The following is a 22,960-nucleotide window of genomic DNA, read 5'->3' as shown; positions in this document are numbered from 1 at the left end:
ATTGTCTGAGGGCTCATAATGGGAAACGTGACCACGCGAAAGAACTCCGGCACCACCACGTCACCGGCGAAGCGCCAGCGCGCCTCCTCCACTGGGGCGGCCTCAGAGCGGCGCGACCACCTCGTCAAACTCGCCGCGGAGCTCTTCGCGCGCAAGGGCTTCCAGGCCACGACCGTACGCGAGATCGCCGACGAGGCGGGCATCCTGTCCGGCAGCCTCTACCACCACTTCGACTCCAAGGAGACGATCGTCGACGAGGTGCTGTCCACCTTCCTCGACGACCTCATCGCCCGCTACCGCGCCGCCGTCGACACCAACTCCGACGCCCGCACGGTCCTGTCGGAGATGGTCCGCATCGGCTTCGGCACGCTGGAGCCCCACCGCGCCGCGATCACCGTCATGCAGAACGACTGGAACTACCTGCGCCAGTTCGAGCGCTTCAACTACCTGGTCAAGGCCGAGGACGAGGTCGAGCAGATCTGGGTGACCCAGATCAAGGCCGGTCAGGCGGCCGGGCTGTTCAGGGCCGACGTCGACCCCAAGCTGACCTACCGGATGATCCGCGACACCATCTGGGTGGCCGTGCGCTGGTTCCGTCCCGGCGGCCGGCTCAACACCACCGCGTTGGCCGAGCACTACATCACGGTGCTGTTCGACGGCCTCGCCACCGGCGAGCGCACGACCCAGCGTCAGGGATGAGCCTCGGCAAGGCGGTGCGGCTGGCCCTTGAGGAGGTCGCCGAGCCGGACAAGGCCGAGCCGATGCGCGCGTACATGAAGTCGGAGATGCCCTTCCTCGGCGTGCAGGCCACGCCGAGGCGGGCGGCGCTGCGGCGGGTGTTCGCCCGCCACCGCCTCGACTCCGCGCCCGAGTGGCGGCGCGCGGTGCTCTCGCTGTGGCGGGAGGCTGAGTACCGCGAGGAGCGTTACGCCGCCGTCGAGCTGACCGGCCACCGCTACTACCGCGACTTCCAGACCCTCTACACCGTGCCGATGTACGAGGAGATGATCGTCACCGGCGCCTGGTGGGACCTGGTCGACGAGCTGGCCACCCATCGCGTCGGCGACCTGCTGGCGGCCTTCCCCGACACCATGCGCCCGCTCATGCTGGAGTGGGCGGCCGACGCCGACCTGTGGAAGCGCCGCACGGCGATCCTGTGCCAGAACCGCTTCAAGTCCCGCACCGACACGGCCCTGTTATACGCCTGCATCGAGCCCAGCCTGTCCGACACCGACTTCTTCGCCCGCAAGGCCATCGGCTGGTCCTTACGCGAGTACGCCAAGACCAACCCCGACGAAGTCATCCGGTACGTCCGCGCCAAGGGCATCTCCGGCCTGAGCCGCCGCGAGGCCCTGAAGAACCTGCCTGTGAGTTAGCCCTTCCTCATCCGGCCTCACCCGCTCTCATCCGCTCTCATCCGCTCTCACCCGCCCTCACCCGCCCTCACCCGCCCTCACCTGGTCCAGAGCGCGTCCTGCACCGCCTGCACCAGCGCCATCAGCTCCGGCGTCACCCGCTCGCGCGCCCAGGCCAGCGCGTAGGTGATGCGCAGCTCCCCCGCCTCCAGGGGCACGAACCGCACGTCGTCCCGCCTGACGGCCCTGACCAGGAGCTGCGGGATCGGCAGCACCCCCGCCCCGGCGGCCACGAGATCGAGCGCGGCGGCGAAGTCGTCGTCGGCCACCATCCGCGCCCGCCCCGGCAGCCCCGCCCACGGCCGGCTCCCCGGTGTCAGCAGCACCTGCCCGCCCAGGTCGTCCGGCGTCACCCTGCCGTGCCCGGCCAGCCGGTGCCCGAGCGGGACGGCCAGATGGTCCACGGTCACGTGGAAGCGGGCCGCCGTGACGAACTGCGCGGGCGCCGGCGTGGCCAGGATCGCGGCCGAGACCTCCCCGCTGCCCAGCGCCTGGGCCGCGGCGCCCCGCCCGGCCACGACGAGTTCGACGCCGATCGCCGGGGCGCGTCCGGCCAGCCGTCTGGCGATGCGCGCGGCGAGGGTGCCCACGAGCGGTGGATAAGCCAGGTGAATGGTCGGGCGGGCCAGTCTGGCGGCTTCCGCGGTGAACGCCTGGGCCGATTCGAGCACCTGCCGGGCGTACGGCAGCAGGCCCTTGCCCTCGGCCGTCAGCCGCACCTCGCGGGCGTTGCGCTCGAAGAGCCTGACCCCGGCGGCGCGTTCGAGCCGGGTGATGGCCTGGCTGACGGCGGGCTGCGACATGCCCAGGTCGGCGGCGGCGGCCGAGAAGCCAAGCCGCTCGGCGACCAGGAGGAAGCAGTGGATCTCCTTGAGCATAAGCAGCACTTATCGATGATGCACCACGTCGGCCTCGCCGGACACGATTCCCGCATCTGACCGACGTGATCGAGGAGCTGAGATGTCGCCATTCCCCACGTCCACGGTGCTCGGGTACCCGAGGATCGGGCCGCGACGGGAGCTGAAGCGGGCCCTGGAGTCGTACTGGGACGGGCGGTCCGGCCGCGCGGAGCTGGAGCGGACGGGCGCGGAGATCAGGGAGCGGACCTGGCGGCGGCTGGCCGAGCTGGGCCTGGAAGGGCTGCCGTCCAACACCTTCTCCCTGTACGACCACGTGCTGGACACGGCGGTGCTGCTGGGCGCGGTGCCCGAGCGCTACCGCGCGGCCGAGGACCCCTACTTCGCGATGGCCAGGGGCACCGAGGGGCTGGCGCCGCTGCGGATGACGAAGTGGTTCGACACCAACTACCACTACATCGTGCCGGAGATCGGCCCGGAGACCGTCTTCAAGCTGGACGCCGCCAAGCCGCTCGCCGAGGTGCGCGAGGCCCGCGCGCTGGGCTACGAGACGCGGCCCGTCGTGGTCGGGCCGGTGACGTTCCTGCTGCTGGCCGGGGCGCCCGAGCGGCTGGAGGACGTGCTCGGCTGCTACGAGGAGCTGCTCGCGGCGCTGGCCGCCGAGGGCGTCGAATGGGTGCAGCTCGACGAGCCGGCGCTGGTCGGCGACCGCACGCCCGAGGAGCTGGCGGCCGTGCGGCTCGCCTACGACCGGCTGGGGTCGGCGGCCGTCCGCCCGGGGCTGTTCGTGGCCTCCTACTTCGGCGACCTCGGGCCCGCGCTGCCGGTGCTGGCCGGCACGCCCGTCGAGGCGATCGGCGTGGACCTGGTGCGCGGCGGCGCCGTGCCCGACCTGCCGGGCAAGACCGTGGTCGCGGGCGTGGTGTCGGGCCGCGACGTGTGGCGCACCGCGCCGGAACGCGCCCTGGCCGCGCTGGGCGGCGTGCACGCGGACCGCGTGACGGTGAGCACGTCGTGCTCGCTGCTGCACGTGCCCTACGACGTGGCCGCCGAGCCCGACCTGGACCCGGCGCTGCGGGCACGGCTGGCGTTCGCCGAGCAGAAGGTGGCCGAGGTGGTGGCGCTGGCCCTCACCGTCGCCGAGGGGCCGGACTTCCGGGGGCCGGTCCCGGCCGCGCCCTCCGTGCCGCTGACCGCGCCGGTCGCGCCGGAGGAGCGGGCGCCGTACCCGGTGCGGGCCGCCGCCCAGGCCGCCCACCTGGGCCTGCCCGTACTGCCGATCACCACCATCGGCTCGTTCCCGCAGACCGGCGAGCTGCGCGCGGCGCGGGCGGCCGTGGTGGCCGGCACGCTGTCGGAGGAGGACTACGAGCGGCGCGTCGAGGCCGAGATCGAGCGCGTCGTCAGGGTGCAGGAACGCCTCGGCCTGGACGTGCTCGTGCACGGCGAGCCCGAGCGCAACGACATGGTCCAGTACTTCGCCGAGCACCTGGACGGGTTCGCGGTCACCAGCAACGGCTGGGTCCAGTCGTACGGGTCGCGCTGCACCCGGCCGCCGATCCTGCACGGCGACGTCGGCCGTCCCGGGCCCATCACCGTGCGCTGGGCCTCCTACGCGCAGTCGCTCACCGCCAAGCCGGTCAAGGGCATGCTCACCGGGCCGGTGACGATCGTGGCCTGGTCGTTCGTCCGCGACGACCTGCCGCTGCGGGACGTGGTGTTCCAGGTGGCCGACGCGGTGCGCGCGGAGGTGCGCGACCTGGAGGCGGCCGGCGTGTCGATCATCCAGGTGGACGAGCCCGCCCTGCGCGAGCTGCTGCCGCTGCGGCGGGCCGCTCAGGCCGACTACCTGGAGTGGGCGGTGGCGGCGTACCGGCGGGCCACCTCCGGCGCGGCCGACCGCACCCAGATCCACACCCACCTGTGCTATTCGGACGCCGACCAGATCCTGGCCGCCATCGACGGCCTGGACGCCGACGTCACCACGATCGAGTCGGCCCGCTCGGGGGCGCGCATCCTGGGCGCGGTGCGCGCGTTCGGCCGCGGCCTCGGCCCCGGCGTGTACGACATCCACTCCCCGCGCGTGCCCGGCGCGGACGAGGTCGAGGACCTGCTGCGCAGGACGCTGGCGGCGCTGCCGGCCGAGCGGATCTGGGTCAACCCCGACTGCGGGCTGAAGACGCGCACGTACGAGCAGGTGGAAGCCTCGCTGGCGCACGTCGTCGAGGCCACCCGGCGGCTGCGGGCCGAGCTTCAGCCGTAGAGCTCGGTGAACTCCTCGACCGTCATCCCGAACAGGATCCCGTCGTCGTAGCGCCCGGCGGCGAAGCGGCTCCTGCGCCGGCGGCCCTCCTCGACGAAGCCGAGCCGCCGGTGCAGGGCCTGCGACGGTTCGTTGGAGCTGTAGACCCACGCCTCGGCCTTCTGGAAGCGGCGCTCGGCGAACATGTAGCGCAGCAGCAGGACGATCGCCTCGCTGGCGTAGCCCTTGCGGTGGTGGGGGGTGCCGATGGAGATGCCGTAGCAGAACGTGCCGTGCATGCGCTCGACCTCGTGCGTGTTGAGCATGCCGACCGGCCGGCCGTCGGCCGCGTCGGCGATCACCAGGCGGAGCTCGTCCATGTCGGGCTCCTGCTCGGCCAGCTCCCTGGCCCACTTCTGCGCCTGGGCGGCCGAGCGGGGCGGAGGCAGCCGCCAGCCGTTCCTGGCCGCGTCGGTGTCCTCCTCGAAGGCGAAGAGCTCCGCCCAGTCCTCCGGTTCGATGGCCCTCAGGCGCACGCGCTCGCCGACCCACGCAGACGTCATGATGGGGAGCAAACCAGAGCACGCCCCCGGCGCGCGAACCCTTTTCCGGCCCCCACCCGCTTTCCGGCCCCCCGCTTTCCGGCCCTCACCCGCTTCCGGCCCTCACCCGCGCCCGTACGTGTCCTCGGCCCGCCAGAAGTACCAGAGCCCGAGGGTCAGCCCGGCGACCGCCCAGAACGTGCAGCTCAGCCAGACGAGCGGGCGCGGGCTGGACGCGTGGATCAGGATGTCGCGCATGAACTCGATGATGGAGGCCGCGGGGTTGAGATACATGACGTCGGCCACCCACTGCGGCAGCCCCACCCCGCCGACCGGCTCGCCGGTGACCGGGTCCGGATATCCCACGATCTTGTACTGGATCGAGAAGAAGACCCCGGAGGCGTACAACCAGGTCCGCAGGACGAACGGCAGGAGCTGGTTCACGTCGCGCAGCGAGGCCCCCAACCGCGCCAGGACCAGGCTCAGCCCGATGTTGAACATCGTCTGCAGCAGCACGGCGACCGGGATCAGCAACCAGAACCAGGTGGGCAACTCCCCCATGACGACCACGAGCACGAGCAGCACCCCCATGGAGACCGCCGCCTGCCGCAGCTCCTGAAGGGTGTAGGCCAGGGGAAGCGCGGCGCGCGGGAAGTGCAGGGCGCGGATGAGCGAGAGGTTCCCCGAGACGGACTTGGCCCCCGCCGAGGCCGACCGCTGGCTGTAGGTGAAGACGAACATCCCCGTGACAAGGAACGCCGCATAGTTCTCGATGTGGTCGTGTCCGCCCAGGACGAGGCCGAACATGACCCAGTAGATGCCGGCGTTCAGCAGCGGCGTCAGCACCTGCCAGAGTTGCCCGAGCGCGGAGCCGGAGTACTTCGAGGCGGTGCGCGAGGTCGCGTACACCAGGATGAAGTGCCGGCGTTCCCATAATCGGCGCAGGTAGACGTGCAGGTCCGGGCGGGCCATGGCTCGCCTCAGCCCGTGCCGGGTCGCGAGGGCGGCGAGTGATTCCTGTTCGGGCGCGGATGACATGGGAGTCTCCTCACGGCCTGCTGCGTCGCGGAATGCCCAGGAGTCTAGGCTCCGGCGTGGCGGGACGGGCGTCCTGGCGCTTCGGAGAGGGGCAGCGGCGCGGGCGTCCTGGCGCTTTGAGAAGGGCAGCGGCGCGGGCGTCCTGGCGCTTTGAGAAGGGCAGCGGCGCGGGCGTCCTGGCGCTTTGAGAAGGGCGGCGGCGCGGGCGGCGGGTCAGGTGGCTCGTCCGTCGAGGAAGTCGACGACGCGGGCGTTGAGGTCGGCGGGGTCGTGCCACGGCATCGCGTGATGGGACAGGTGCGGCAGCACCTCGGTCCGCGCGCCCGGCAGCAGGCGGGCGGCGGCCGACGCGACGCGGTGCGGGGAGTGCGCCTTGCCGCGCCCGGCGACGAGCACGAGGGCCGGCGTGGTGAGCGCGCGCAGCGATCCGGGCTCGGGCCGTTTCCCGGTGACGACCTTCGTGTCCGGGAACTCCGCGGCCAGGCCGTAGAGCCGCAGCCAGGCGGGGTCGGCGGGCGCGCCGCCGGTCTCCCACTCCAGGAAGGCCCGCGCGCGAGCGGCCGTCGGCCGCAGCAGGGTGGGCAGTGCGCGGGCCAGGTATCCCGGCCGGAACCCGCCGAAGCACTGCGTCGGGTCGAGCAGGACGAGCCGCTCGACCCGCCGGGGCGCGTGCAGCGCGTACGTCAGGGCGATCCATCCGCCGTAGGAGTGTCCGCACACCGCGGCGCCGTCGATGCCGAGGCCGTCGAGCACGCCGTCCAGCCAGCCGAGCAGGTCGCCGACGCTGCGCGGGGGACGTTCGCCGCGGAGGCTGCGGCCCGGCTCGCCGATGCGGTCCACGGCGTAGACGCGATGGCGGCGGGCGAAGGCGGCGACGTTGGCGTACCACATCGCCGCCGTGGTGCCACCGCCGTGCAGCAGGACCAGCGGCGGGCCATCGGCGGGGCCGCACGCGTTCACCCGGGTCGTGCCGTACGCCGAGGGCAGGTCGATCGGCTCGACCGGAACCGGCCAGCGTTCGAGGACCGCGTCGTAGGCGGAGAAGAAGTCGGACATGCCGCACCTAACTGAATAGCTTGCTCAGCAACAATCTCGCTCGGCGAGATAATGCCATACTGGTGGCATGACGATGCGGCCGGACCACGCCGGAAACGTGGACGATCAGGACGCGGGGATGCGGCTGGTCCATCTGCTGCGCGCCGTCACCGTGGAACTCGACCGCATGGGCGAGCGGTTCGCCGCCGCGCACGCCCTGCACCCGACCGACGTACGGGCCCTCATCTGCCTGCTCGACGCCGCCCGCACCGGCGCCCCCGCCACCCCGGGAACGCTGGGCACGCACCTCGGCCTCAACTCCGCGGGCACCACGGCGGTGGTGGACCGTCTGGAACGGCTCGGCCACGTCCGCCGGGAACGCGACATCCGGGACCGGCGGCGGGTGCTGCTGAAGGTCGACGAGAGCGCCGTCACGCTGGGCTGGAGCTTCTTCGGCCCGCTCATCCAGGAGATCGTCGCCCTCATGGACCGGTACGACCCCGCGGAACGGGCCACCATCGAACGCTTCCTCGGCGACGTCCACAAAACCGTCACCCAGGGTTAGGCCGGCGGCTCAAGTCAGCGTGGCTGTTGCCGCCTGCCCGCTCGGCCTCACCTCCAGCGAGCCCGAGCTCGACGGGACGACCTTCCCCTGCCAGGACAAGGGTGTCCCAGGCTCAGGACGCTCATGTCTCGTAGACTGGATGGCATGAGCGTGATGCGCGACGAACTTCATCACCTGGTGGACCGGCTGCCCGAGGAGAAGGTCGCGCCTCTGCTCCGTCTGGTCCGGGATCAGCTCGACGAGCAGCAGGCGGTACGGGACTTGCCGTTCATCGGAATGCTCGATGCGGAGCCGGATTTCGCGGAACGCGCCGAGGAGATCCTGCGGGCGGAGGACAATCACCCTTTGTGATCGTCCATGACACAGGCCCGTTGGTCGCGGCGCTCAACAGCAAAGACCGGCACCATGAGGTGTGTGCACGCCTCCTGCGTACGCATCCGGGCCCGTTGCTCGTCCCGTCCACGGTGCTCACCGAGGTGTGTCAGCTGGTGGAGAGGCGGCAGGGCAGTGCAGCGGAGGCTTCGTTCTTGCGGACCTTCGGGGCAGGTCTGAACCTGGTCGATCTCACCGAGCAGGATCTTCGGCGTATGAGCAGGTTGGTCGCCGCCTATGCGAACCTGCCTCTGGGCGCGGTCGACGCCTCCGTCATAGCGATCGCCGAACGGCTCAACACTCCAGAGGTGGCCACGCTCGATCGCCGACACTTCACGGTCGTGCGCCCGCACCACACCCATGCGCTGCTCCTCCTGCCAGAAAGACTCTGAGAACCGCCACCACGTCGCCGCTGAGGAACGACGTGCTTCGGGGTCGGCGGGACATGCACGGCCTGCCGGGCCGGCTTGCGTTCGCTCAGTTGCTCGTCACGGGTGAGCGCGGCTTGTCGAGCCTGCTCTCGGCCTGGAGGTTGCCGGCCAGTTCCGCCAGGGTCGCCCCGCAGCGGACGTTCGAGAGCCCGCTGTCACCGGACACGAGAGGCACGCGGAACGCGACCCAGCCGCCGGTCACGTCGATGATCCGCCACCCGGGAAACCTGCCGAGAACCTCCCGCAAGGTGATCGCGGAGCTGTTCTGCGGCCTGCGCAGTTCCGGCTCCCGGCCCGTACCGTTCAGCTGCCTCGACTCCCGCTGTGGATTCATCCAGCTGCCTCCTGCGACTCCGGTCCCGGTACGCCAAGTGAAGCCAGGTGAAGCGGACCTTCCAACCTCGCCGCAGCCCGTTGCCAGGACGTGTCGCGGCACGGGCAAACGTCCCGGGACGGCCTTGAAACGTCCCGGACGTTCGCGTCCACTGGATGCGTGAACGAGCGCCTACGCACAGCAATGCTCCGTCACGGTGTGGCCCTGGAGGACCTGGCCGAGACCTGCGGCGTCGAACCCAAGACCGTCGAACGCTGGATCAACACCGGCCGTGTTCCGCACCGTCGGCACAGGTGGGCGGCGGCGAAGCTGCTGACAGCTGACGAGACCTACCTGTGGCCCGGCGTGCTGGAAACCAGCGGGGCCCGCCGGGGCAGGGCGAACCGGTCGGAACTCGTGGAGGTTTTTCCCGACCGTGCCAGCGTGCCTCGTGAGCTCTGGTTCTGTACGCCTCGCTGTTCCGCTACGACGACGACATCCTGGTCAACCCGCACGCGTACGGCGAACCGGCCTCTGCCAATCCGACCTTCCACTTCCCTCATCTCGACGGAGGGACGATGGCCGAGCACTACATGTCATCGTTCGAGCGAGTCTGGACCGGAGCCGTTCCGTGGTCCGGCGCGGAAGTCTGAGGAGGCATCGCCCATGGGACGAGTCGAGTACTGGAACGACCCGGACGCCCCGAAGGCGAACAGCCTGGTGCCGGCCTGCGGCACGGTGACCGTGGACGAGGCCGGCCGCATCCTCATGCAGCGCCGGCGCGACACCGGTCAGTGGGCGTTGCCGATGGGCAAGATGGAGATCGGCGAGACCCCCTCACAGTGCGCCGTACGGGAGACGGAAGAGGAGACCGGCGTCCGCGTCGAGCCCACCGGCTTCCTCGGCGTCTACTCCGACCCTGGCCACATCGTGGCCTACACCGACGGCGAGGTCCGCCAGGAGTACGAGGTGATGCTGATCGCCCGCCCCGTCGGCGGCCGTCCGGAGGCCAACGACGAGGCGAGCGACGTGCGCTGGGTCGAGCCGGGCGAACTGCACACCCTCGACATCCATCCGACCCAGTGGCGACAGCTCAACGACTATCTGCAGCAGAGGAATCCGCATATCGATTGACCTGGATCCGTTGTCGTCGATGTCTCGTGGAAGCGGAACGAGGTTCGGGCCCGCCCAGGGCGACACCATGCCGACTGCGATGGGCCTCCCGGCAGAGCCCAGGAGCAACCCGGTAGCCGGCCGTGAGCGGGCCGGACCATGGCGCCGCCAGGCGCGTGGGTTGCGCCGCCAGGCGCCTCACATTGAACCGCCTGAGCTCCCGAGGCGCGATGCGCCCCCTCGGCGAAGACCATCGGCCGAAGGCGACCTCCCTACTTGAGGGCTCCCGAGGTCAGGCCGGACTGGATCTGGCGCTGGAACACCGTGTAGACGACCAGCATCGGCAGGATCGCCAGCGTCAGCGCGGCGAACAGCGCCGACCAGTCCTGGTCGTACCCGGCGGACGTGGAGATGTCAGCGATCCCCTGCGTGAGCACCCATTTGTCCCGATCCTGCAGCAACACCAGCGGCAGCTGGTACTGGTTCCACTGCCCGAGCACATTGAAGATCGTGATGCTGATGATGCCCGGTCTGGCCATCGGCAACATGATCTGGAAGAATACGCGGGTGTGCGAGGCCCCGTCCACCATGGCCGCCTCCCCCACCGCCGTGGGCAGCGTACGGAAGAACGCCGTCAGGAAGAACACCGTGAACGGCATCGAGTACGCGATGTAGACCAGCACCAGCCCCGCGTGCGTGTTCAGCCCGATGTACGGCCCCACCACCGGCACCGCCCCCATGTTCTGCACGACGAAGAACAGCGGCGTCAGCTTCAGGTACACCGGGAAGGCCAGCCCGGACACGAACAGGAAGTAGATCGGCCGGTTGGCGCGGAAGGGGTACCGGGCCAGCACGTACGCGGCCATCGAGCCGAGCAGCATCGTCCCGGCCACGCTGAAGGTGACGACGATGACGCTGTTGAGCATGTACTGCCCGATGTGCGCCTGTTCCCAGGCGCGGGCGAAGTTGTCCCAGTTGAGCCTGGCCGGCAGCCCCCACGCCTCGCCGAAGATCTCGTCCTCGCTCTTCACCGAGGCCAGGAAGGTCCACAGGATCGGCACCACGACGAGCACCGTCCACACCAGGAGCGCGACGTGGGAGAGCAGGGCCATCGGCCCGAGCCGTCGCCGGCGCTCCTGGCGGGCCAGTTTGCGGGAGTTCGCCACCGTCCATGTGGTCGTCGTTGTCATCTAGTACTCGATTCGTTCGCGGCGTGACAGGCGCAGCGAGAGGATGGCGAAGCCGACGGTGAAGAAGAACATCATGACGCCGAGGGCCGAGGCGTAGCCGAAGCGGAAGTACTGGAAGGCGTTGCGGTAGATCTCGGCGGCCATGACGGTGGTCGACCAGTCGGGGCCGCCGTGCTGGTCGGTCATCACCCACACGATCGCGAACGCGTCGAGCGCGAGGATGCCGAGGTAGACCCAGGCCACCTGGATGGTGTCCCAGAGCAGCGGCAGCGTGATGCGGAAGAACAGGCTGAACCGGCCCGCGCCGTCGATCTGCGCCGCCTCGAACATGTCGCGCGGGATGGAGGCCAGCCCGGCCGAGAACAGCACGACGTAGAAGCCGACCGCCTGCCAGACCAGCACGCCGAGCACCGACCAGAAGGCCACGCCGGGGTCGGACAGGAAGCCGACCGGCTTGGCGCCGAGCGCGATCAGGGGCCCGTTCAGCATGCCGCTGCCGTCGGGCCGGAACACCTGCTGGAACAGCACGCCCACCACGGCCACGGCCAGGACCTGCGGGAAGAAGAACACCACCCGGTAGAACTTCGAGCCCGCGATGCCCGAGGAGCCCTTGCGCCCGCCCACGTTGAGCAGGAAGGCGAAGAACAGCGCGATGACGATCGTGAGCAGCGGCAGCAGCACGAGCAGCATGGCGTTGTGGCTGACGGCCTTCCAGAAGACGCCGTCCTTGAACAGCCGGACGAAGTTGTCCAGCCCGATGAAGTTCGGCGTGGCCGTCACGCCGCGCCAGTCGGTCATCGCGATGCGGAACGCCTGGATCAGCGGCGAGATCACGTAGGCGAGGTAGAGGATCACCGGGGCTGCCAGGAACGCGGTGATGAACAGCCCGCGGCGATACCTGTTGAACAACATCAGCGCTTGTACTTCTTGATCGAGGAGTCGTTCTTGATCTCGTCGGCCTTCTTCTGCATGCGCTCCAGGTACTTCTCCGGCGTCAGGCCGCCGGACATCAGCTCGCCGGTGGCGGCGATGCCCTCGTCCTTGAGCTGGCCGTACCAGGTGTACCAGCGGTAGTAGACGGTGTTGGCGCCCGCGTCGGCGACGGCCTTGGAGGCGCTGGTGACGCCGGGCGAGATCGTCCGGCCCTCGGTCGCGCCCTTGACCGCGGTCACCGTCTTGACCATCTCGCTGAAGTCGCCGGCCGCCTTCTTCGACAACATGCCGCGCAGGTACTCGATGCCGCCCTGCGGGTTGGCGCTCCTGGCCGAGACCATGAAGTTCTCGCCGGGCTGGGTGTGCAGGGTGCCGTACGGCATCTTGTCGGAGCCGGTGACGTCGGGGATCGGGAACATGCCGTACTCGAAGTCGGGCGGGGTGGTGCTCTTCTGCTCGTTCTCCAGCCACGACCCGGACGGCAGCATGGCCACCTTGTACTTGTTCTGGGCCGTCTGGGTCTGCACGTGGTCGAGGCCGGTCGTGCCCTCCATGAGGAACTTGGCGCCCACCTCGGCCCAGGCCGTGGCGGCGGTCTTCATGGCCTCGGTGGTCCAGGCGCCGTCCTCCAGGTTGTCGATGTTGACCAGCACCTCGTTGCCGCCGATCTTGGCGGCCATGGTCAGCAGCGGCTCGTACAGGTACTGGGGGAACTTGCCCGCGTACGTGAAGGGCGCCATCTTGCCGGACTTCTTGATCGTCTCGCAGAGCTTGACGAACTCGTCCCAGGTCTTGGGGATCTCCCAGCCGTTGTCCCTGAACACCTTCTGTGAGTACCAGATGCCGTGGATGTAGTTCACGTAACCCAGCACGCTGAACTTGCCGTCGTAGGTGCCGATGTCGATGACCGACTGGTCGATGGTGTCCCTGACCTTGACGGCGGGGTCGTCCCAGCTCGGCGCGTCGAGCAGGGCGGTGAGGTCCTGGAGCTGGCCGTCCTGGGACAGGGCGCCGAAGTCCATGAAGTTGGCGCCGGAGTTGTCGATGACCTCCGGCGGGTTGCCGCCGGCGAACCGCGGCTGCAGGACCTTGGTGATCTCCTTGGTGGCGTTGTGCTTGATCTCGCTCTTCGGGTACTTCGTCTTGAACAGGGGCTCGTGGATGTTCTTGGCGTAGTCCTGGCCGAAGCCGCCGTCGAAGATCCACACCTCCAGGGGCTTGCCGTCCGCGACGCCGAACGGGTTGGCCGCGCTGGTCGCCACCGGCGCGGAGGAGGCGGTGGCCGTGGGCTTGGCGGCCGGGGTGGCGCAGGCGGCCAGCGCCCCCGCGACGGGGACGAGGGCCGCGCCGCGCAGGAGTTGACGACGGCTGATATGGGGGGTGTCAGGCATTGATGGCTCCTAGCTGTTCATGATCCTCGTCGTATTCGCCCTGCGTACCGGCTCTCCAGGGCCTTGTTGTGCTCGTCGCCGCCGGTCACGTTGACCGACAGGTAGACGGGGGGCCGCTCGCCCAGGGCGACGAGCTCCTCCACCGCCTCGGTGACCACCATCTGCGCGAGCAGCGCCGAGGTGATCGTGGAGACCGCGCCGTACGTGCCGCCGTCCGGCAGGTCGAGGACGGCGTCCCCGTACGGGGAGCCGTTGTCGAGCACGACGTCGGCCAGGTCCATGAGCTTGCCGCCCGAGGGATGGCGCGAGGTCATGCGCGTGCTGTGCGCGACCGAGGTGATCGCGACGAGCGGGTGGCCGCGCTCCTTGACCAGCGTGGCCAGCTCCACGACCGTGCCGTTCACGCCGGAGCTGGAGATCAGGACGAACACGTCCTGCGGCTCGACGGGGGCCAGGTCGTAGATCTCGTGGGCGACGGCCGGGTCGCGTTCCAGCTCCGGGGTGAGCACGCTCGGCGGCCGGCCGCCGTACAGGACGAGGTCGCGCGGGGAGAGGCGGTTGCTGGGCACGAGGCCGCCGGCCCGTCCGGCGATCTCCATGGCGATGGCCTCGGAGTGCCCCGATCCGAACGCGTTGACCACCCCGCCGGCGCGCAGCGCGGCGACGATCAGGGCGGCGGCCCGGCGCACCGGCTCCGCCTGGCTCTCGGCGACCTGCCCGGCGAGGGCGAGGGCCTTGGACGCGTACCGCATGTCAGCCTCTCTCCACGCGGTGGCTCTCCACCGCGCTGATCGTCAGCTCGAACGCCTCGTTGGTGCGCTCGTACGTGCGCTGCGCGACCGCCACGTAGACGGCGTCGAGCACGAAGAGCTGCGAGTGCACGGCCGCCAGCCCGCCCAGCCGGAACGTGGTCTCCCTGCTGGCCGTGGTCAGCACCAGGCCGGCCAGCTCGGCCAGCGGCGAGCGGGCGAAGGAGGTGACGGCGACCGTCGTGGCGCCGTGGCTGCCCGCCTCGGCCAGCGCCTCCATGACCTCGCGGGTGCGGCCCCGGTGGCTGATGCCGATGGCGACGTCGTCCGCGCCGAGCAGCGCCGCCTCCGACAGCGCCACGTGCGCGTCGCCGGCGCTCCAGCACGGGATGCCGATGCGGCGCAGCCTGCCTTCGAGCATGGTGGCGACGTTCCCGCTGGTGGAGACGCCGATCAGCAGCACCCGGCGGGCCCTGACGACGGCGTCGGCGACCTGGGCGACCATCGCGAGGTCGAGTTGGGCGGCGGTGTCCTGGATGAGCCTGGCGTCGGCGGCGGCCATCACCTCGATCGCCGAGTCGAGCGGGTCGTCGGGGCCGATCTCGTGCCCGACGCCCGCGCCCCAGCCGGCCTGGGCGGCCCTGCCGGTCTCCGTGGCGAGGGCGACCCGCAGCTCGGCGTAGCCGGAGAAGCCGAACGCCCGGCAGAACCTCGTCACGGTGGCGGGCGAGCTGCCCGCCCGTTCGGCCAGCGCGATGATGGTCGACCGGGCGGCCTCGGCGGGGTCGCCGAGTATCACCTCGCCGACCCGGCGCAACGCCTCCGGCAGGCCGGGCAGTTCTGTTTCGACGCGCCCGAGGGCTCCTGAAGTCACGAATATTCCTTCCGAATACTCGGTCTTCTGGCGAAAATTATTCTTGCTTCCCGGTCACGTCAACCCCCAGAATTTGACCGTGACCAAATCGCTGGTGGTCGGTGTCGACGCGGGAGCCACCTCGACGCGCGTCTCCGTCCACACCCTCGACGGCACCCGCGTCGGCTACGCGCGGGCGGGCGCCGGCAACCCCTCGGCGCACGGTCTGGACAAGGCGGTGGCGGCGATCGGCACGGCGCTCGGGCAGGCGCTGGGGTCGCACGACGGCGGCCAGGTCGTGGCCTCGCTGGCCGGGGTCGCGGGCCAGGTCGACACGCTGGTCCCCGAGCTGGCCCGGGTCTGGGCCGGCCACGGCATCGAGGCGGGCCCGCTGATCGAGCGGGACGTGGCGGTGGCCTACGCCGCCGGCACCGCCGAGCCCGACGGCTCGCTGCTGCTGTCGGGCACGGGCGCGGTCGCGGCCAGGGTCGCCGGCCATCGCATCGACACGATCGCCGACGGGCTCGGCTGGCTGCTGGGCGACGAGGGCTCGGGCTTCTGGATCGGCCGCGCCGCCGCCAAGGCCGTGGTCTCCGCCCTCGACCGGGGCGCGACGGGCGAGCCGGGCAGCCTGGTCGCGCTCGTCGTCGAGCACTTCCTGGGCGAGGAGCGTCCGGGGTCGCCGCGGGCGGTCGCCGACCGGTTCGTCCGGCTCGCGCAGGCCCACCACATGCGCCTGGCCGCGCTGTCCGCCCTGGTCAGCCGGGCGGCCGAGGCCGGTGACCCGATGGCGCTCAAGGTCGCCGAGGAGGCCGCCGACCGTCTGGTGGCCACCCTGCGCAGGGTGCACGTGTCGGGCGACGTCGTGCTTGCGGGCAGCGTGCTGACCAGCGAGGGGCCGGTGCGCCGGGCCGTGCTGGCGCGGCTGTCCGGCGAGCGGGTGCGCACGGCGCGCGACGCGGCGGGCGCGGCGGCCTGGCTGGCGGCCCGCGGCGTGCTGCCCGGCGACGACGGCCGGAGCTCGCACGCGGCGTTCACGCTCACTCCCTGACGTTCAGTTCGCGCTCATTCCCTGACGTTCAACGGGTGAGCAGGGCCGCGCTGCCGTAGCTGCCGCCGAAGCCGGTCACCAGGGCGGTCTCGTGCCCGGCGCGCAGTTCCCGCACCGCCTGGGCCACGTTGTTGAGCCCGTGCACGTACCCCTCCGACAGCAGGCCGCCGTGCGGGTTCACCCACGCGTGCCGCCGTTCCAGCAGGTACGCCCCCAGGTCCTCCCTTGTCACCAGCCCGAAGTCCTCCAGTTGCCGGGGCACCAGCCAGGAGTAGGCGTCGTAGAGCAGCGCCGCCCGGACGTCCGAGGGCCGCATCCCGGACGCCGCCCACAACATCGGCGCGACGTGCTCGGAGAAGACGGCCGTCACGTCCGGCGAGCGGTCCATGGAGGAGCAGCCGGGCCCTCCCCCGCGGACGACCGCCCGGATGCGCGGGCCGTCCAGGACGCCGCTCACCAGCAGCGCGCACGCGCCGTCGGTCTCCAGGCAGCAGTCGGCGGTGCGCAGCGGCGTGCAGACGTACGGTTTGGCCAGGTAGGCGGCCAGGTCCAGGGGCTCGCGGCGCAGGGCGCGCGGGTTGGCGGCGGCGTTGCACCTGGACTGGCCGACCACGGCGTGCAGGTGCTCGGCGGTGAGCCCGGTGTCGTACAGGTAGCGGGTGGCGGCCATGGCGAACAGCGGGATCGGCCCCGCCAAACCGTAGGTGTGGCGTTCCAGGGGGCCGGTGGAGGCGGTGTTCATCCGCGTGCCGGACCGCCCGTTGAGCGCCCGGAAGACCAGGACGTTCCTGGCCAGGCCGGCGTGGATCAGCATGGCCGCGTCCCCCAGCACGGACGCGGCCTGCGTGCCGCCGCCGGAGATGTCATTGTGCCAGCGCAGCCGCTCGATCCCCAGCGCGCGGGCGACCTGGACGACCGGCGCCGAGTCGTTCATGTGGTAGCTGAGCAGCCCGTCGACCTCGCCGGGTGTGATCCCGGCGTCCGCGCAGGCGGCCCGGCACGCCTCGGCGGCCAGCTCCAGCTCGGTGCGCCCGGACTGCCTGGTCAGCGCGGTCATCCCGATCCCGGCCACGGCCGCGCACCCGGCGAAGGACTGCATCCCGCACGATAACACGCCGAGACAAGCGCTTGCTCGGCACACGGACGGCCGAGGCTCCCGGCGCGCCGAACGCGGTGTTTCCGGGCGGCCGCAACGGCGGCGTCTTCCGTCCGAAGGTGTTCGCCGCCAGGTCGGGCGAGGTCCTGAGCAGCGGGAAGGCATGAGCCGTGACTGGATGTCTTCACGCGGGCTGCCCCGTCTTGTAATACGGAGAGGTGATCAGCCGATAGCCCATCATCATCACCCCGAGGTGAGAGATGGATCTGCGCTACGTCAGATACGCGATGGCGATCGCGCGCGCCGGCAGCCTCCGCCGCGCCGCGACCGCGCTGCACATCGCGCAGCCCACCCTGTCGGAGCAGCTCAGGGCGCTGGAGAAGGAGATAGGCGTCGAGCTGTTCAGCCGTTCGTCCAGCGGTGTGCGGCTCACCGAGGCGGGCGAGGCGTTCCTGGCCCAGGCCACGGTCGCGCTCGACGCCTACGAACGGGCCGTGGCCGCCGCGCGCGGCAAGGGCCGCACCGCCCGCCTGGGCGTGGCCGACGGGCTGGCCGACGTGGCCGCCCGGCTGCTCGCCCAGCTCCAGAACGTGCCGGTGCGGATCGCGCCGATGAGCACGGCCGAGCAGTTGATCTCCATCGCCGACGGCACGTTGCAGGCCGGCCTCGGTTACGCCCCCGGCTCGCTGCCGAGGGGCGTGGCCCGCATGCTCGTCCATCGTTTCCCGGTCCGCGCGCTGCTCCCGCGCGACCACCACCTGGCCGGGCGGGAGGCGCTGTCACTGGCGGACCTGGCCGGCGAGCCGCTGATCATGCCGGAGTCGGACGCGGTCGCCGGGGCCCGGCGGTTCCTGGAGGGGTTCGTCCGGCATCGGCTGCATCCCCGGCTGGGCCCGGCCGCCGCCACCCATGACCTGGTGATCGACATGGTGGCCGCGGGGGCCGGCTACAGCCTGTGCGTCCACGAGGGCAGCACCGTGCCCGACGCGCTCGCCTTCGTGCCCATCAAGGAGGACGTGCCGCCGCTGGAGGCGGTCTTCCTGTGGAACCGGCAGGCCGACGTGCACGAGGTGGTGAGCGCGGCCCGGCACGTCGCCCGATCTGGATAGCGCTATTATCTATCGATGCGCATCTCAGAACTGAGCGCCCGATCCGATGTCGCCATCCCCACGATCAAGTACTACCTGCGTGAGGGCATGCTGCACCCGGGCGAGCAGACCGCCGCGACCCGCGCGGAGTACGACGAGTCCCATCTGCGCAGGCTGCGCCTGATCCGGGCCCTGCTGGAGGTGGGCAGGCTCCCCGTGGCCGCCATCAAGCAGGTCATCGCCGCCGTCGACGACGAGACGCTGCCCATCCACCGCATGCTGGGGATCGCCCACTACGCGCTCGGCCCGGTCGTCGAGCCCGAGCAGGACGAGGAGTGGCGAACCGCCAGGGCCGAGGTCGACCGGCTGATCGACGAGCTGGGCTGGACCGTCGTCGAGGACGCCCCCACCCGCGACGAGCTGGCGCAGACGGTGGTCCGCATGCGCCAGCTCGGCCTGCGCGTCGACCTCGCGCCGTACGTCGAGGCCGCCAGGAAGCTGGTGACCGAGGTCGAGATGGACACCATCCCCTTCGACGGGCCGCGCGACGCCGCCGTGGAGGCCCTGGTGCTGGGCACCGTCCTGTACGGCAAGGCGTTCGACACGCTGCGCCGCATGGCCCAGGAGTCGGAGTCGGCCCGCCGGGTGGGGCAGCGCCAGCGGTCGGGCCGGTAAGAGCCGGTCAGGGCCGGTCAGGGCCGGTAAGAGCCGGTCAGAGCACGCCGTTGCGGCGCAGGATCTCGACGGCCCGTACGGTGGCCGCGCCCCGCCATTCGAGCGCGCCGGCGGGCGAGATCCGCGCGTAGTCCACGACCCAGCCGCCGTCCTCCTGCTGCGTCCCGGCCAGCCGGTCGAGGTCGGCGGCGATCACCTCGGGCGCGAACAGCTCGCGCGCCGGCCGTCCGGGGTAGGGCGCGAAGTCGAGGGGGTTCAGCCGCTCCTCCGCCGTGCCGCCCTCCACGGGCACCCGTCCGTCCTCGGGGATGTGCGCGGCCAGCCGCTTGAGCAGCCCGGCCGCCTCGGGCCGCGTCCCGTGGACGGCGTCCAGGAAGCGCACGGCGAAGGAGAGCACGTAGGCGTGCGGCCGTTCGTCCAGCGCCTGGATCGCGTCGAGGCAGTAGCGGGTGGCCCGCTCCAGCCACGGATGCGCGGCCACGGCCGGGTCGTGGGCGGCCACGCCGTGGGCCGCCGCCGCGGAGATGGCCGTGATCTGCAGCGACGAGGTGCTCGTGTCCGCGCCCGCCCACCAGGGCGCGGTGCCCTTGGTCAGGGTGAGCGGCAGCGCGAACGGCAGCCCGCCGTCGGGCATCGTCACCGACTCCAGCCAGTCGCACAGCGCGACGGCCTGCGGCGCGGTGTCGGGGCCGATCTCCTCCAGCACCTCGAAGGCGTGCAGCGCCGCGCCCGGCTGGCTCTCCGGCGAGCGCAGGTCGGGCTCCAGGCCCCAGCCGTAGCCGCCGTCGGGGTTGCGGTAGGCGTCGAGGGCGCCGAGCACGGAGGCCGGGCCGGTCTCCCCCATGAGCAAGTGGAAGCGGCGCCGGTCCAGGACCCGCGCGTGCGTGGCCAGGAACCCGGCGACCGCCGAGAGATTGACGTTCATAGGGCCATCGTGCCCGCCGCGCGAGCTCGGGTCTTGTCCGAACCGGACATGTCACCCGGTATCGCTCACCGGCCGTTTCAGCAGCCACAACGCGGCCCGCTGGAGCAGGGTCCGGTGGATCTCGTTGTCGTAGGACCTGGTGTCGTGCCCCAGCGCGTCGTAGACCACCCGGCCGCGGCGCACCGGACGCGCCCACACCAGCGGCTGGCCGTTCGCGGAGGCCAGGGGGCGCACGTCCGGCAGCACGTCGAGGTCGCTGTAGACCTCGTCCACCAGGTCGAAGTCGCGCAGGCCCGCCACGATGGGGTGGGCGGCGCCGTGCACCCGCACGCCGGTCCAACCCAGGGGCGGATGGTGGGACTTGGGCCAGTTCCAGCAGCCGCCGAGCACCCGCGGCCAGCCCTGCCAGTCGTCGAAGCAGACCGCGGCCGTGTGCACGCACAACAGGCCGCCGCCCCGGTCGAGGTGGTCGAGCAGCGTGGTGCGGGCCTGGGCGGGCAGCGCGAAGCGCCATTCGCCGCGCAGGTCGGCGAAGCGGTCCTGGCCCATCTGCCAGCGCAGCGCGTTGACCGTGATGAGCTGCACCTCCGGCGGCTCGCTCAGCGCGCCCGCGATGTCCTCGGTGATCTCGGACTCGACCCCGACCTCGCCCAGCACGTCGGCGAGCGCGGCCGACGTGGCGGCGAAGTCGTGGAAGAGCCCTCCTGACAGGATCAGATTTCTCGCCACGCCCCCAGCCCATCACGCCCGGCCCGCCTTGACCACCCACCCGAGCCGCCCACCCGAGCCGCCCACCCGAACCACCCCGCCGAGCCGCCCCGCTGACCCGCCCGGCCGGGCGACAGGGCATGATGCCGGACGTGGACTTCGAGGAATACCGCCCGATGTTGCTGGGACTGGCCTACCGCCTGCTCGGCAGCATGTGGGACGCCGAGGACGTCGTGCAGGAGGCCTGGCTGCGCTGGGAGGGCGCCGACCGGAGCCAGATCAGGGAGCCCCGCGCGTTCCTGCTGACCGTGGTCTCGCGGCTGGCCCTCGACCAGCTGCGCTCGGCCCGGGTGCGGCGGGAGGCCTACACCGGGCCGTGGCTGCCCGAGCCGGTCGCGACGGGCGAGGCCGGGCCGCTGGACACCGCCGAGCTGCGCGACACCGTCTCCTTCGCCACCCTGCACCTGATGGAGAAGCTGTCGCCGCCGGAGCGGGCGGTGTTCGTGCTGCGGGAGGCGTTCGAGCTGCCGTACGACGAGATCGCCGAGATCGTCGGCTCGTCGGTGGCCAACGCCCGGCAGATGCACCACCGCGCCTCGGTCCGGGTGTCGCAGGGCCGCGACCGGTTCACGCCGACGAACGAGGACCATGCCAGGCTGCTGACGAAGTTCATGGAGGCGGCCGGCGGCGGCGACCTCGACGCGCTGACCGAGCTGCTGCACGAGGACGTCGTCATGTGGAACGACGGCGGCGGCAAGGTCCGCGCCGCCCTGCGGCCGATCCTGGGCCGGCGCAAGGTCAGCGCCTTCATCGGCGGCCTGCTGGCCCGCTACGACTTCAGCCAGGCGCACCTCGTCGAGGCCAACGGCCGCCCCGCCCTGTGGACGCACGTGGCCGGGACCGACCAGCTCATCGCCCTGGACGTGCGCGACGGCCGCATCCAGGGGCTTTACGGCGTGCTCAACCCCGACAAGCTGACCCGGGTGCGGCCGGAGTGATCGGCCCGTCACTATAGTCGCCTTATGGATCTCGGCATCTCGGGCAAGGTCGCCCTGGTCACCGGCGGCAGCGCGGGCATCGGCCTGGCCGCCGCCAAGAGCCTCGCGCGCGAGGGCTGCGACGTGTGCGTCAGCGCGCGCAACCCCGAGCGGCTCGCGGACGCGGTGGTGGAGCTGCAGCAGTTCGGCCACGTGGTGCACGCCGTGCTGGCCGACGTGGAGGACCCGGCGGCGGCTCAGCGGGTGGCCGACGAGACGCGCGACGTGCTCGGCCCGGTCGACATCCTGGTGGCCAACGCGGGCGGCCCGCCCACCGGCCGCTTCGACGAGGTCGGCCGCGAAGACTGGGACGTCGCGGTGCAGCGCAACCTGCTCGGCACCGTCCGGCTGATCCAGGCGGTGCTGCCGGAGATGCGCTCGCGGGGGTGGGGCCGGATCGTCACCGTCACCAGCTCGTCCGTCCGCGAGGCGATCGACGGGCTGGCGCTGTCCAACGCCATGCGCCCGGCCGTCGCCGGGCTGGTGCGCACGCTGGCCCGCGAGGTGGGCGGCGACGGCGTGCTGGTCAACAACGTGCTGCCGGGGGCGATCGACACCGAACGCCTGCGCGGCATGTCGGGCGGCGACGACGTGGTCGAGGAGCGCGGCCGGGCCGTGCCGGTCGGGCGGGTCGGTCAGGCCGAGGAGGTGGGGGACGTCATCGCGTTCCTGGCCAGCGAGCGGGCCTCGTACGTGAACGGCGTCTCGATGCTGGTCGACGGCGGCGCGGGCCGGGTCATCGCCTGAGCAGGGTGGCGACGACGCCGGCCGCCCACTCCTCGTCCTTGTCGGCCGGGTCGACGAAGTAGGACAGGTTGGCCCGGTGGAAGCAGGCGCCCATCAGCAGGGCGGCCGCCGCGCCGGGGTCGAGGCCGGGGTCGGTGCGGCCCGCGGCCCGTTCGGCGTCGAGGATCTCGGCCAGGGCCCCGATCGGCAGGTGGGGGCCGGTGCCGGTGGTGGCGAGCATGTGCTTGAACCGGGCCAGCAGCGAGGGGTCGGCCAGCATGCCGGAGGCGATGGTGGCGGCCTCGGTGTAGAACTCCAGCGCCGCCAGGGTGAAGCGGGTGAGGTTGTCGGCCAGGTCGCCCTCGCCCGTGCTCAGCCGCAGCCGGGCCAGCGCGGGCGCCAGCGCGGGCAGCCGTTCGAGCAGGACCGCGAGGAACATCTGCTCCTTGCCGGCGAAGTGCTTGTAGAGCAGCGCCTCGGAGCAGCCGGCCGCCTGGGCGATGCGCCGCGTGGTCGCACCCGAGATGCCGAACTCCCGAATGGCCTGCTCGGCGGCGTCGAGGATGCGCTCACGGGTGCTCATCCGCCCATGATATGAGCGAGTGCTCACCAACC

The 22,960-nt window shown here is 71.5% G+C and carries 26 protein-coding genes; 12 read left to right on the top strand and 14 right to left on the bottom strand.

Annotated features, from left to right (window positions below; genetic code table 11):
• Positions 1-27 precede the first annotated feature (27 nt).
• Positions 28-699 carry a TetR family transcriptional regulator gene (locus ACFYYW_RS45795; protein WP_352319927.1) on the top strand — a complete coding sequence of 224 codons (672 nt, stop codon included), beginning with the start codon at positions 28-30 and terminating at the stop codon, positions 697-699.
• Positions 696-1,376, top strand: coding sequence for a DNA alkylation repair protein (locus ACFYYW_RS45790; RefSeq protein WP_352319928.1), 681 nt, complete (start codon positions 696-698; stop codon positions 1,374-1,376). The genes ACFYYW_RS45795 and ACFYYW_RS45790 overlap by 4 nt, the downstream gene beginning before the upstream one ends.
• A 77-nt stretch (positions 1,377-1,453) precedes the next feature.
• Here ACFYYW_RS45790 and ACFYYW_RS45785 read toward each other — a convergent pair whose 3' ends face one another.
• On the bottom strand, positions 1,454-2,293 hold the full coding sequence (locus ACFYYW_RS45785) for a LysR family transcriptional regulator (protein WP_352319984.1): 840 nt from the start codon (positions 2,291-2,293) through the stop codon (positions 1,454-1,456).
• An 82-nt stretch (positions 2,294-2,375) separates the two neighbouring features.
• Between ACFYYW_RS45785 and metE the strand changes: the two genes are divergently transcribed.
• Complete coding sequence (gene metE / locus ACFYYW_RS45780; RefSeq protein WP_387660042.1) at positions 2,376-4,535, top strand: 5-methyltetrahydropteroyltriglutamate--homocysteine S-methyltransferase; 2,160 nt, start codon at positions 2,376-2,378, stop codon at positions 4,533-4,535.
• Here metE and ACFYYW_RS45775 read toward each other — a convergent pair.
• The 3 genes from ACFYYW_RS45775 to ACFYYW_RS45765 all read right to left on the bottom strand — a co-directional run bounded on the left by ACFYYW_RS45775 (position 4,526) and on the right by ACFYYW_RS45765 (position 7,150).
• Complete coding sequence (locus ACFYYW_RS45775) at positions 4,526-5,077, bottom strand: GNAT family N-acetyltransferase (RefSeq protein WP_387660039.1); 552 nt, start codon at positions 5,075-5,077, stop codon at positions 4,526-4,528. The two genes, metE and ACFYYW_RS45775, sit on opposite strands and share 10 nt — an antisense overlap.
• A gap of 102 nt (positions 5,078-5,179) precedes the next feature.
• Positions 5,180-6,094, bottom strand: a complete 915-nt coding sequence (locus ACFYYW_RS45770; protein WP_387660037.1) for an ABC transporter permease — start codon at positions 6,092-6,094, stop codon at positions 5,180-5,182.
• Between the two features lie 213 nt (positions 6,095-6,307).
• On the bottom strand, positions 6,308-7,150 hold the full coding sequence (locus tag ACFYYW_RS45765; protein WP_387660034.1) for an alpha/beta fold hydrolase: 843 nt from the start codon (positions 7,148-7,150) through the stop codon (positions 6,308-6,310).
• Between the two features lie 67 nt (positions 7,151-7,217).
• Between ACFYYW_RS45765 and ACFYYW_RS45760 the strand changes: the two genes are divergently transcribed.
• The 3 genes from ACFYYW_RS45760 (at position 7,218) to ACFYYW_RS45750 (ending at position 8,458) form a co-directional block, all read left to right on the top strand.
• Positions 7,218-7,694, top strand: coding sequence for a MarR family winged helix-turn-helix transcriptional regulator (locus ACFYYW_RS45760; protein WP_387660032.1), 477 nt, complete (start codon positions 7,218-7,220; stop codon positions 7,692-7,694).
• 144 nt (positions 7,695-7,838) lie between these two features.
• Entirely contained in the window at positions 7,839-8,045 is a 207-nt protein-coding gene (locus tag ACFYYW_RS45755; protein WP_387660029.1) for a hypothetical protein, read from the top strand.
• A complete protein-coding gene (locus tag ACFYYW_RS45750; protein ID WP_387660026.1) occupies positions 8,042-8,458 on the top strand; it encodes a type II toxin-antitoxin system VapC family toxin in 417 nt (138 codons plus the stop codon). Before ACFYYW_RS45755 ends, ACFYYW_RS45750 begins: the two co-directional genes overlap by 4 nt.
• Positions 8,459-8,543: 85 nt before the next feature.
• Here the strand turns inward: ACFYYW_RS45750 and ACFYYW_RS45745 are convergent, their stop codons facing one another.
• Positions 8,544-8,831 (bottom strand): hypothetical protein, encoded by a 288-nt coding sequence (locus ACFYYW_RS45745; protein ID WP_387660023.1) that lies wholly within the window; start codon positions 8,829-8,831, stop codon positions 8,544-8,546.
• A gap of 645 nt (positions 8,832-9,476) precedes the next feature.
• Between ACFYYW_RS45745 and ACFYYW_RS45740 the strand changes: the two genes are divergently transcribed.
• Positions 9,477-9,944: an NUDIX hydrolase gene (locus ACFYYW_RS45740; RefSeq protein ID WP_387660020.1), complete on the top strand. Its 468-nt coding sequence runs from the start codon at positions 9,477-9,479 to the stop codon at positions 9,942-9,944.
• A gap of 251 nt (positions 9,945-10,195) precedes the next feature.
• Here the strand turns inward: ACFYYW_RS45740 and ACFYYW_RS45735 are convergent, their stop codons facing one another.
• Genes ACFYYW_RS45735 through ACFYYW_RS45715 form a run of 5 tightly spaced genes read right to left on the bottom strand, consistent with a single transcriptional unit; the run spans position 10,196 to position 15,060 of the window.
• Positions 10,196-11,113 (bottom strand): carbohydrate ABC transporter permease, encoded by a 918-nt coding sequence (locus tag ACFYYW_RS45735; protein WP_352319944.1) that lies wholly within the window; start codon positions 11,111-11,113, stop codon positions 10,196-10,198.
• Positions 11,114-12,025: a carbohydrate ABC transporter permease gene (locus ACFYYW_RS45730; protein ID WP_387660017.1), complete on the bottom strand. Its 912-nt coding sequence runs from the start codon at positions 12,023-12,025 to the stop codon at positions 11,114-11,116. It abuts the gene before it with no gap.
• Positions 12,025-13,437 carry an N-acetylglucosamine/diacetylchitobiose ABC transporter substrate-binding protein gene (gene ngcE / locus ACFYYW_RS45725; RefSeq protein ID WP_387660014.1) on the bottom strand — a complete coding sequence of 471 codons (1,413 nt, stop codon included), beginning with the start codon at positions 13,435-13,437 and terminating at the stop codon, positions 12,025-12,027. The genes ACFYYW_RS45730 and ngcE overlap by 1 nt, the downstream gene beginning before the upstream one ends.
• 17 nt (positions 13,438-13,454) lie before the next feature.
• On the bottom strand, positions 13,455-14,189 hold the full coding sequence (locus ACFYYW_RS45720) for an SIS domain-containing protein (protein ID WP_352319949.1): 735 nt from the start codon (positions 14,187-14,189) through the stop codon (positions 13,455-13,457).
• 1 nt (position 14,190) lies between these two features.
• Positions 14,191-15,060 carry a MurR/RpiR family transcriptional regulator gene (locus ACFYYW_RS45715; RefSeq protein ID WP_352319951.1) on the bottom strand — a complete coding sequence of 290 codons (870 nt, stop codon included), beginning with the start codon at positions 15,058-15,060 and terminating at the stop codon, positions 14,191-14,193.
• Between the two features lie 79 nt (positions 15,061-15,139).
• Here ACFYYW_RS45715 and ACFYYW_RS45710 point away from each other — a divergent pair, with 79 nt between their 5' ends.
• Positions 15,140-16,090, top strand: coding sequence for a BadF/BadG/BcrA/BcrD ATPase family protein (locus tag ACFYYW_RS45710; RefSeq protein WP_352319952.1), 951 nt, complete (start codon positions 15,140-15,142; stop codon positions 16,088-16,090).
• Between the two features lie 28 nt (positions 16,091-16,118).
• Here the strand turns inward: ACFYYW_RS45710 and ACFYYW_RS45705 are convergent, their stop codons facing one another.
• A complete protein-coding gene (locus ACFYYW_RS45705; protein WP_387660011.1) occupies positions 16,119-17,189 on the bottom strand; it encodes an acetyl-CoA acetyltransferase in 1,071 nt (356 codons plus the stop codon).
• 257 nt (positions 17,190-17,446) lie between these two features.
• On the opposite strand from ACFYYW_RS45705, the gene ACFYYW_RS45700 reads away from it, so the two are divergent.
• Both ACFYYW_RS45700 and ACFYYW_RS45695 read left to right on the top strand, forming a co-directional pair.
• Complete coding sequence (locus ACFYYW_RS45700; protein WP_387660008.1) at positions 17,447-18,295, top strand: LysR family transcriptional regulator; 849 nt, start codon at positions 17,447-17,449, stop codon at positions 18,293-18,295.
• A 15-nt stretch (positions 18,296-18,310) separates the two neighbouring features.
• A complete protein-coding gene (locus ACFYYW_RS45695; RefSeq protein WP_387660005.1) occupies positions 18,311-18,949 on the top strand; it encodes a MerR family transcriptional regulator in 639 nt (212 codons plus the stop codon).
• A 37-nt stretch (positions 18,950-18,986) separates the two neighbouring features.
• Here ACFYYW_RS45695 and ACFYYW_RS45690 read toward each other — a convergent pair whose 3' ends face one another.
• Both ACFYYW_RS45690 and ACFYYW_RS45685 read right to left on the bottom strand, forming a co-directional pair.
• Positions 18,987-19,874, bottom strand: coding sequence for a hypothetical protein (locus ACFYYW_RS45690; protein WP_387660002.1), 888 nt, complete (start codon positions 19,872-19,874; stop codon positions 18,987-18,989).
• A gap of 51 nt (positions 19,875-19,925) precedes the next feature.
• Positions 19,926-20,603, bottom strand: coding sequence for a ThuA domain-containing protein (locus ACFYYW_RS45685; RefSeq protein WP_352319961.1), 678 nt, complete (start codon positions 20,601-20,603; stop codon positions 19,926-19,928).
• A 122-nt stretch (positions 20,604-20,725) separates the two neighbouring features.
• On the opposite strand from ACFYYW_RS45685, the gene ACFYYW_RS45680 reads away from it, so the two are divergent.
• Together ACFYYW_RS45680 and ACFYYW_RS45675 are read left to right on the top strand one after the other, a co-directional pair.
• On the top strand, positions 20,726-21,580 hold the full coding sequence (locus ACFYYW_RS45680) for an RNA polymerase sigma-70 factor (RefSeq protein WP_387660073.1): 855 nt from the start codon (positions 20,726-20,728) through the stop codon (positions 21,578-21,580).
• A gap of 24 nt (positions 21,581-21,604) precedes the next feature.
• A complete protein-coding gene (locus ACFYYW_RS45675; RefSeq protein WP_387659999.1) occupies positions 21,605-22,366 on the top strand; it encodes an SDR family oxidoreductase in 762 nt (253 codons plus the stop codon).
• Here the strand turns inward: ACFYYW_RS45675 and ACFYYW_RS45670 are convergent.
• Positions 22,356-22,928, bottom strand: coding sequence for a TetR/AcrR family transcriptional regulator (locus ACFYYW_RS45670; RefSeq protein ID WP_387659996.1), 573 nt, complete (start codon positions 22,926-22,928; stop codon positions 22,356-22,358). The two genes, ACFYYW_RS45675 and ACFYYW_RS45670, sit on opposite strands and share 11 nt — an antisense overlap.
• Positions 22,929-22,960: the final 32 nt, after the last annotated feature.

Source organism: Nonomuraea sp. NPDC001831, from assembly GCF_042892035.1.
Lineage (GTDB): Bacteria > Actinomycetota > Actinomycetes > Streptosporangiales > Streptosporangiaceae > Nonomuraea.
This window is presented reverse-complemented; position numbering and strand designations above follow the sequence as displayed.

Coding starts and splice junctions, on each gene's coding strand:
- ACFYYW_RS45775 (WP_387660039.1), bottom strand. CDS start 5,077: ATGACGTCTGCGTGGGTCGGCGAGCGCGTGCGCCTGAGGGCCATCGAA.
- metE (WP_387660042.1), top strand. CDS start 2,376: ATGTCGCCATTCCCCACGTCCACGGTGCTCGGGTACCCGAGGATCGGG.
- ACFYYW_RS45705 (WP_387660011.1), bottom strand. CDS start 17,189: ATGCAGTCCTTCGCCGGGTGCGCGGCCGTGGCCGGGATCGGGATGACC.
- ACFYYW_RS45680 (WP_387660073.1), top strand. CDS start 20,726: ATGCCGGACGTGGACTTCGAGGAATACCGCCCGATGTTGCTGGGACTG.
- ACFYYW_RS45740 (WP_387660020.1), top strand. CDS start 9,477: ATGGGACGAGTCGAGTACTGGAACGACCCGGACGCCCCGAAGGCGAAC.
- ACFYYW_RS45785 (WP_352319984.1), bottom strand. CDS start 2,293: ATGCTCAAGGAGATCCACTGCTTCCTCCTGGTCGCCGAGCGGCTTGGC.
- ACFYYW_RS45770 (WP_387660037.1), bottom strand. CDS start 6,094: ATGTCATCCGCGCCCGAACAGGAATCACTCGCCGCCCTCGCGACCCGG.
- ACFYYW_RS45730 (WP_387660017.1), bottom strand. CDS start 12,025: ATGTTGTTCAACAGGTATCGCCGCGGGCTGTTCATCACCGCGTTCCTG.
- ACFYYW_RS45700 (WP_387660008.1), top strand. CDS start 17,447: ATGGATCTGCGCTACGTCAGATACGCGATGGCGATCGCGCGCGCCGGC.
- ACFYYW_RS45765 (WP_387660034.1), bottom strand. CDS start 7,150: ATGTCCGACTTCTTCTCCGCCTACGACGCGGTCCTCGAACGCTGGCCG.
- ACFYYW_RS45690 (WP_387660002.1), bottom strand. CDS start 19,874: ATGAACGTCAATCTCTCGGCGGTCGCCGGGTTCCTGGCCACGCACGCG.
- ACFYYW_RS45720 (WP_352319949.1), bottom strand. CDS start 14,189: ATGCGGTACGCGTCCAAGGCCCTCGCCCTCGCCGGGCAGGTCGCCGAG.
- ACFYYW_RS45675 (WP_387659999.1), top strand. CDS start 21,605: ATGGATCTCGGCATCTCGGGCAAGGTCGCCCTGGTCACCGGCGGCAGC.
- ACFYYW_RS45735 (WP_352319944.1), bottom strand. CDS start 11,113: ATGACAACGACGACCACATGGACGGTGGCGAACTCCCGCAAACTGGCC.
- ACFYYW_RS45755 (WP_387660029.1), top strand. CDS start 7,839: ATGAGCGTGATGCGCGACGAACTTCATCACCTGGTGGACCGGCTGCCC.
- ACFYYW_RS45790 (WP_352319928.1), top strand. CDS start 696: ATGAGCCTCGGCAAGGCGGTGCGGCTGGCCCTTGAGGAGGTCGCCGAG.
- ACFYYW_RS45670 (WP_387659996.1), bottom strand. CDS start 22,928: ATGAGCACCCGTGAGCGCATCCTCGACGCCGCCGAGCAGGCCATTCGG.
- ACFYYW_RS45745 (WP_387660023.1), bottom strand. CDS start 8,831: ATGAATCCACAGCGGGAGTCGAGGCAGCTGAACGGTACGGGCCGGGAG.
- ACFYYW_RS45695 (WP_387660005.1), top strand. CDS start 18,311: ATGCGCATCTCAGAACTGAGCGCCCGATCCGATGTCGCCATCCCCACG.
- ACFYYW_RS45760 (WP_387660032.1), top strand. CDS start 7,218: ATGACGATGCGGCCGGACCACGCCGGAAACGTGGACGATCAGGACGCG.
- ngcE (WP_387660014.1), bottom strand. CDS start 13,437: ATGCCTGACACCCCCCATATCAGCCGTCGTCAACTCCTGCGCGGCGCG.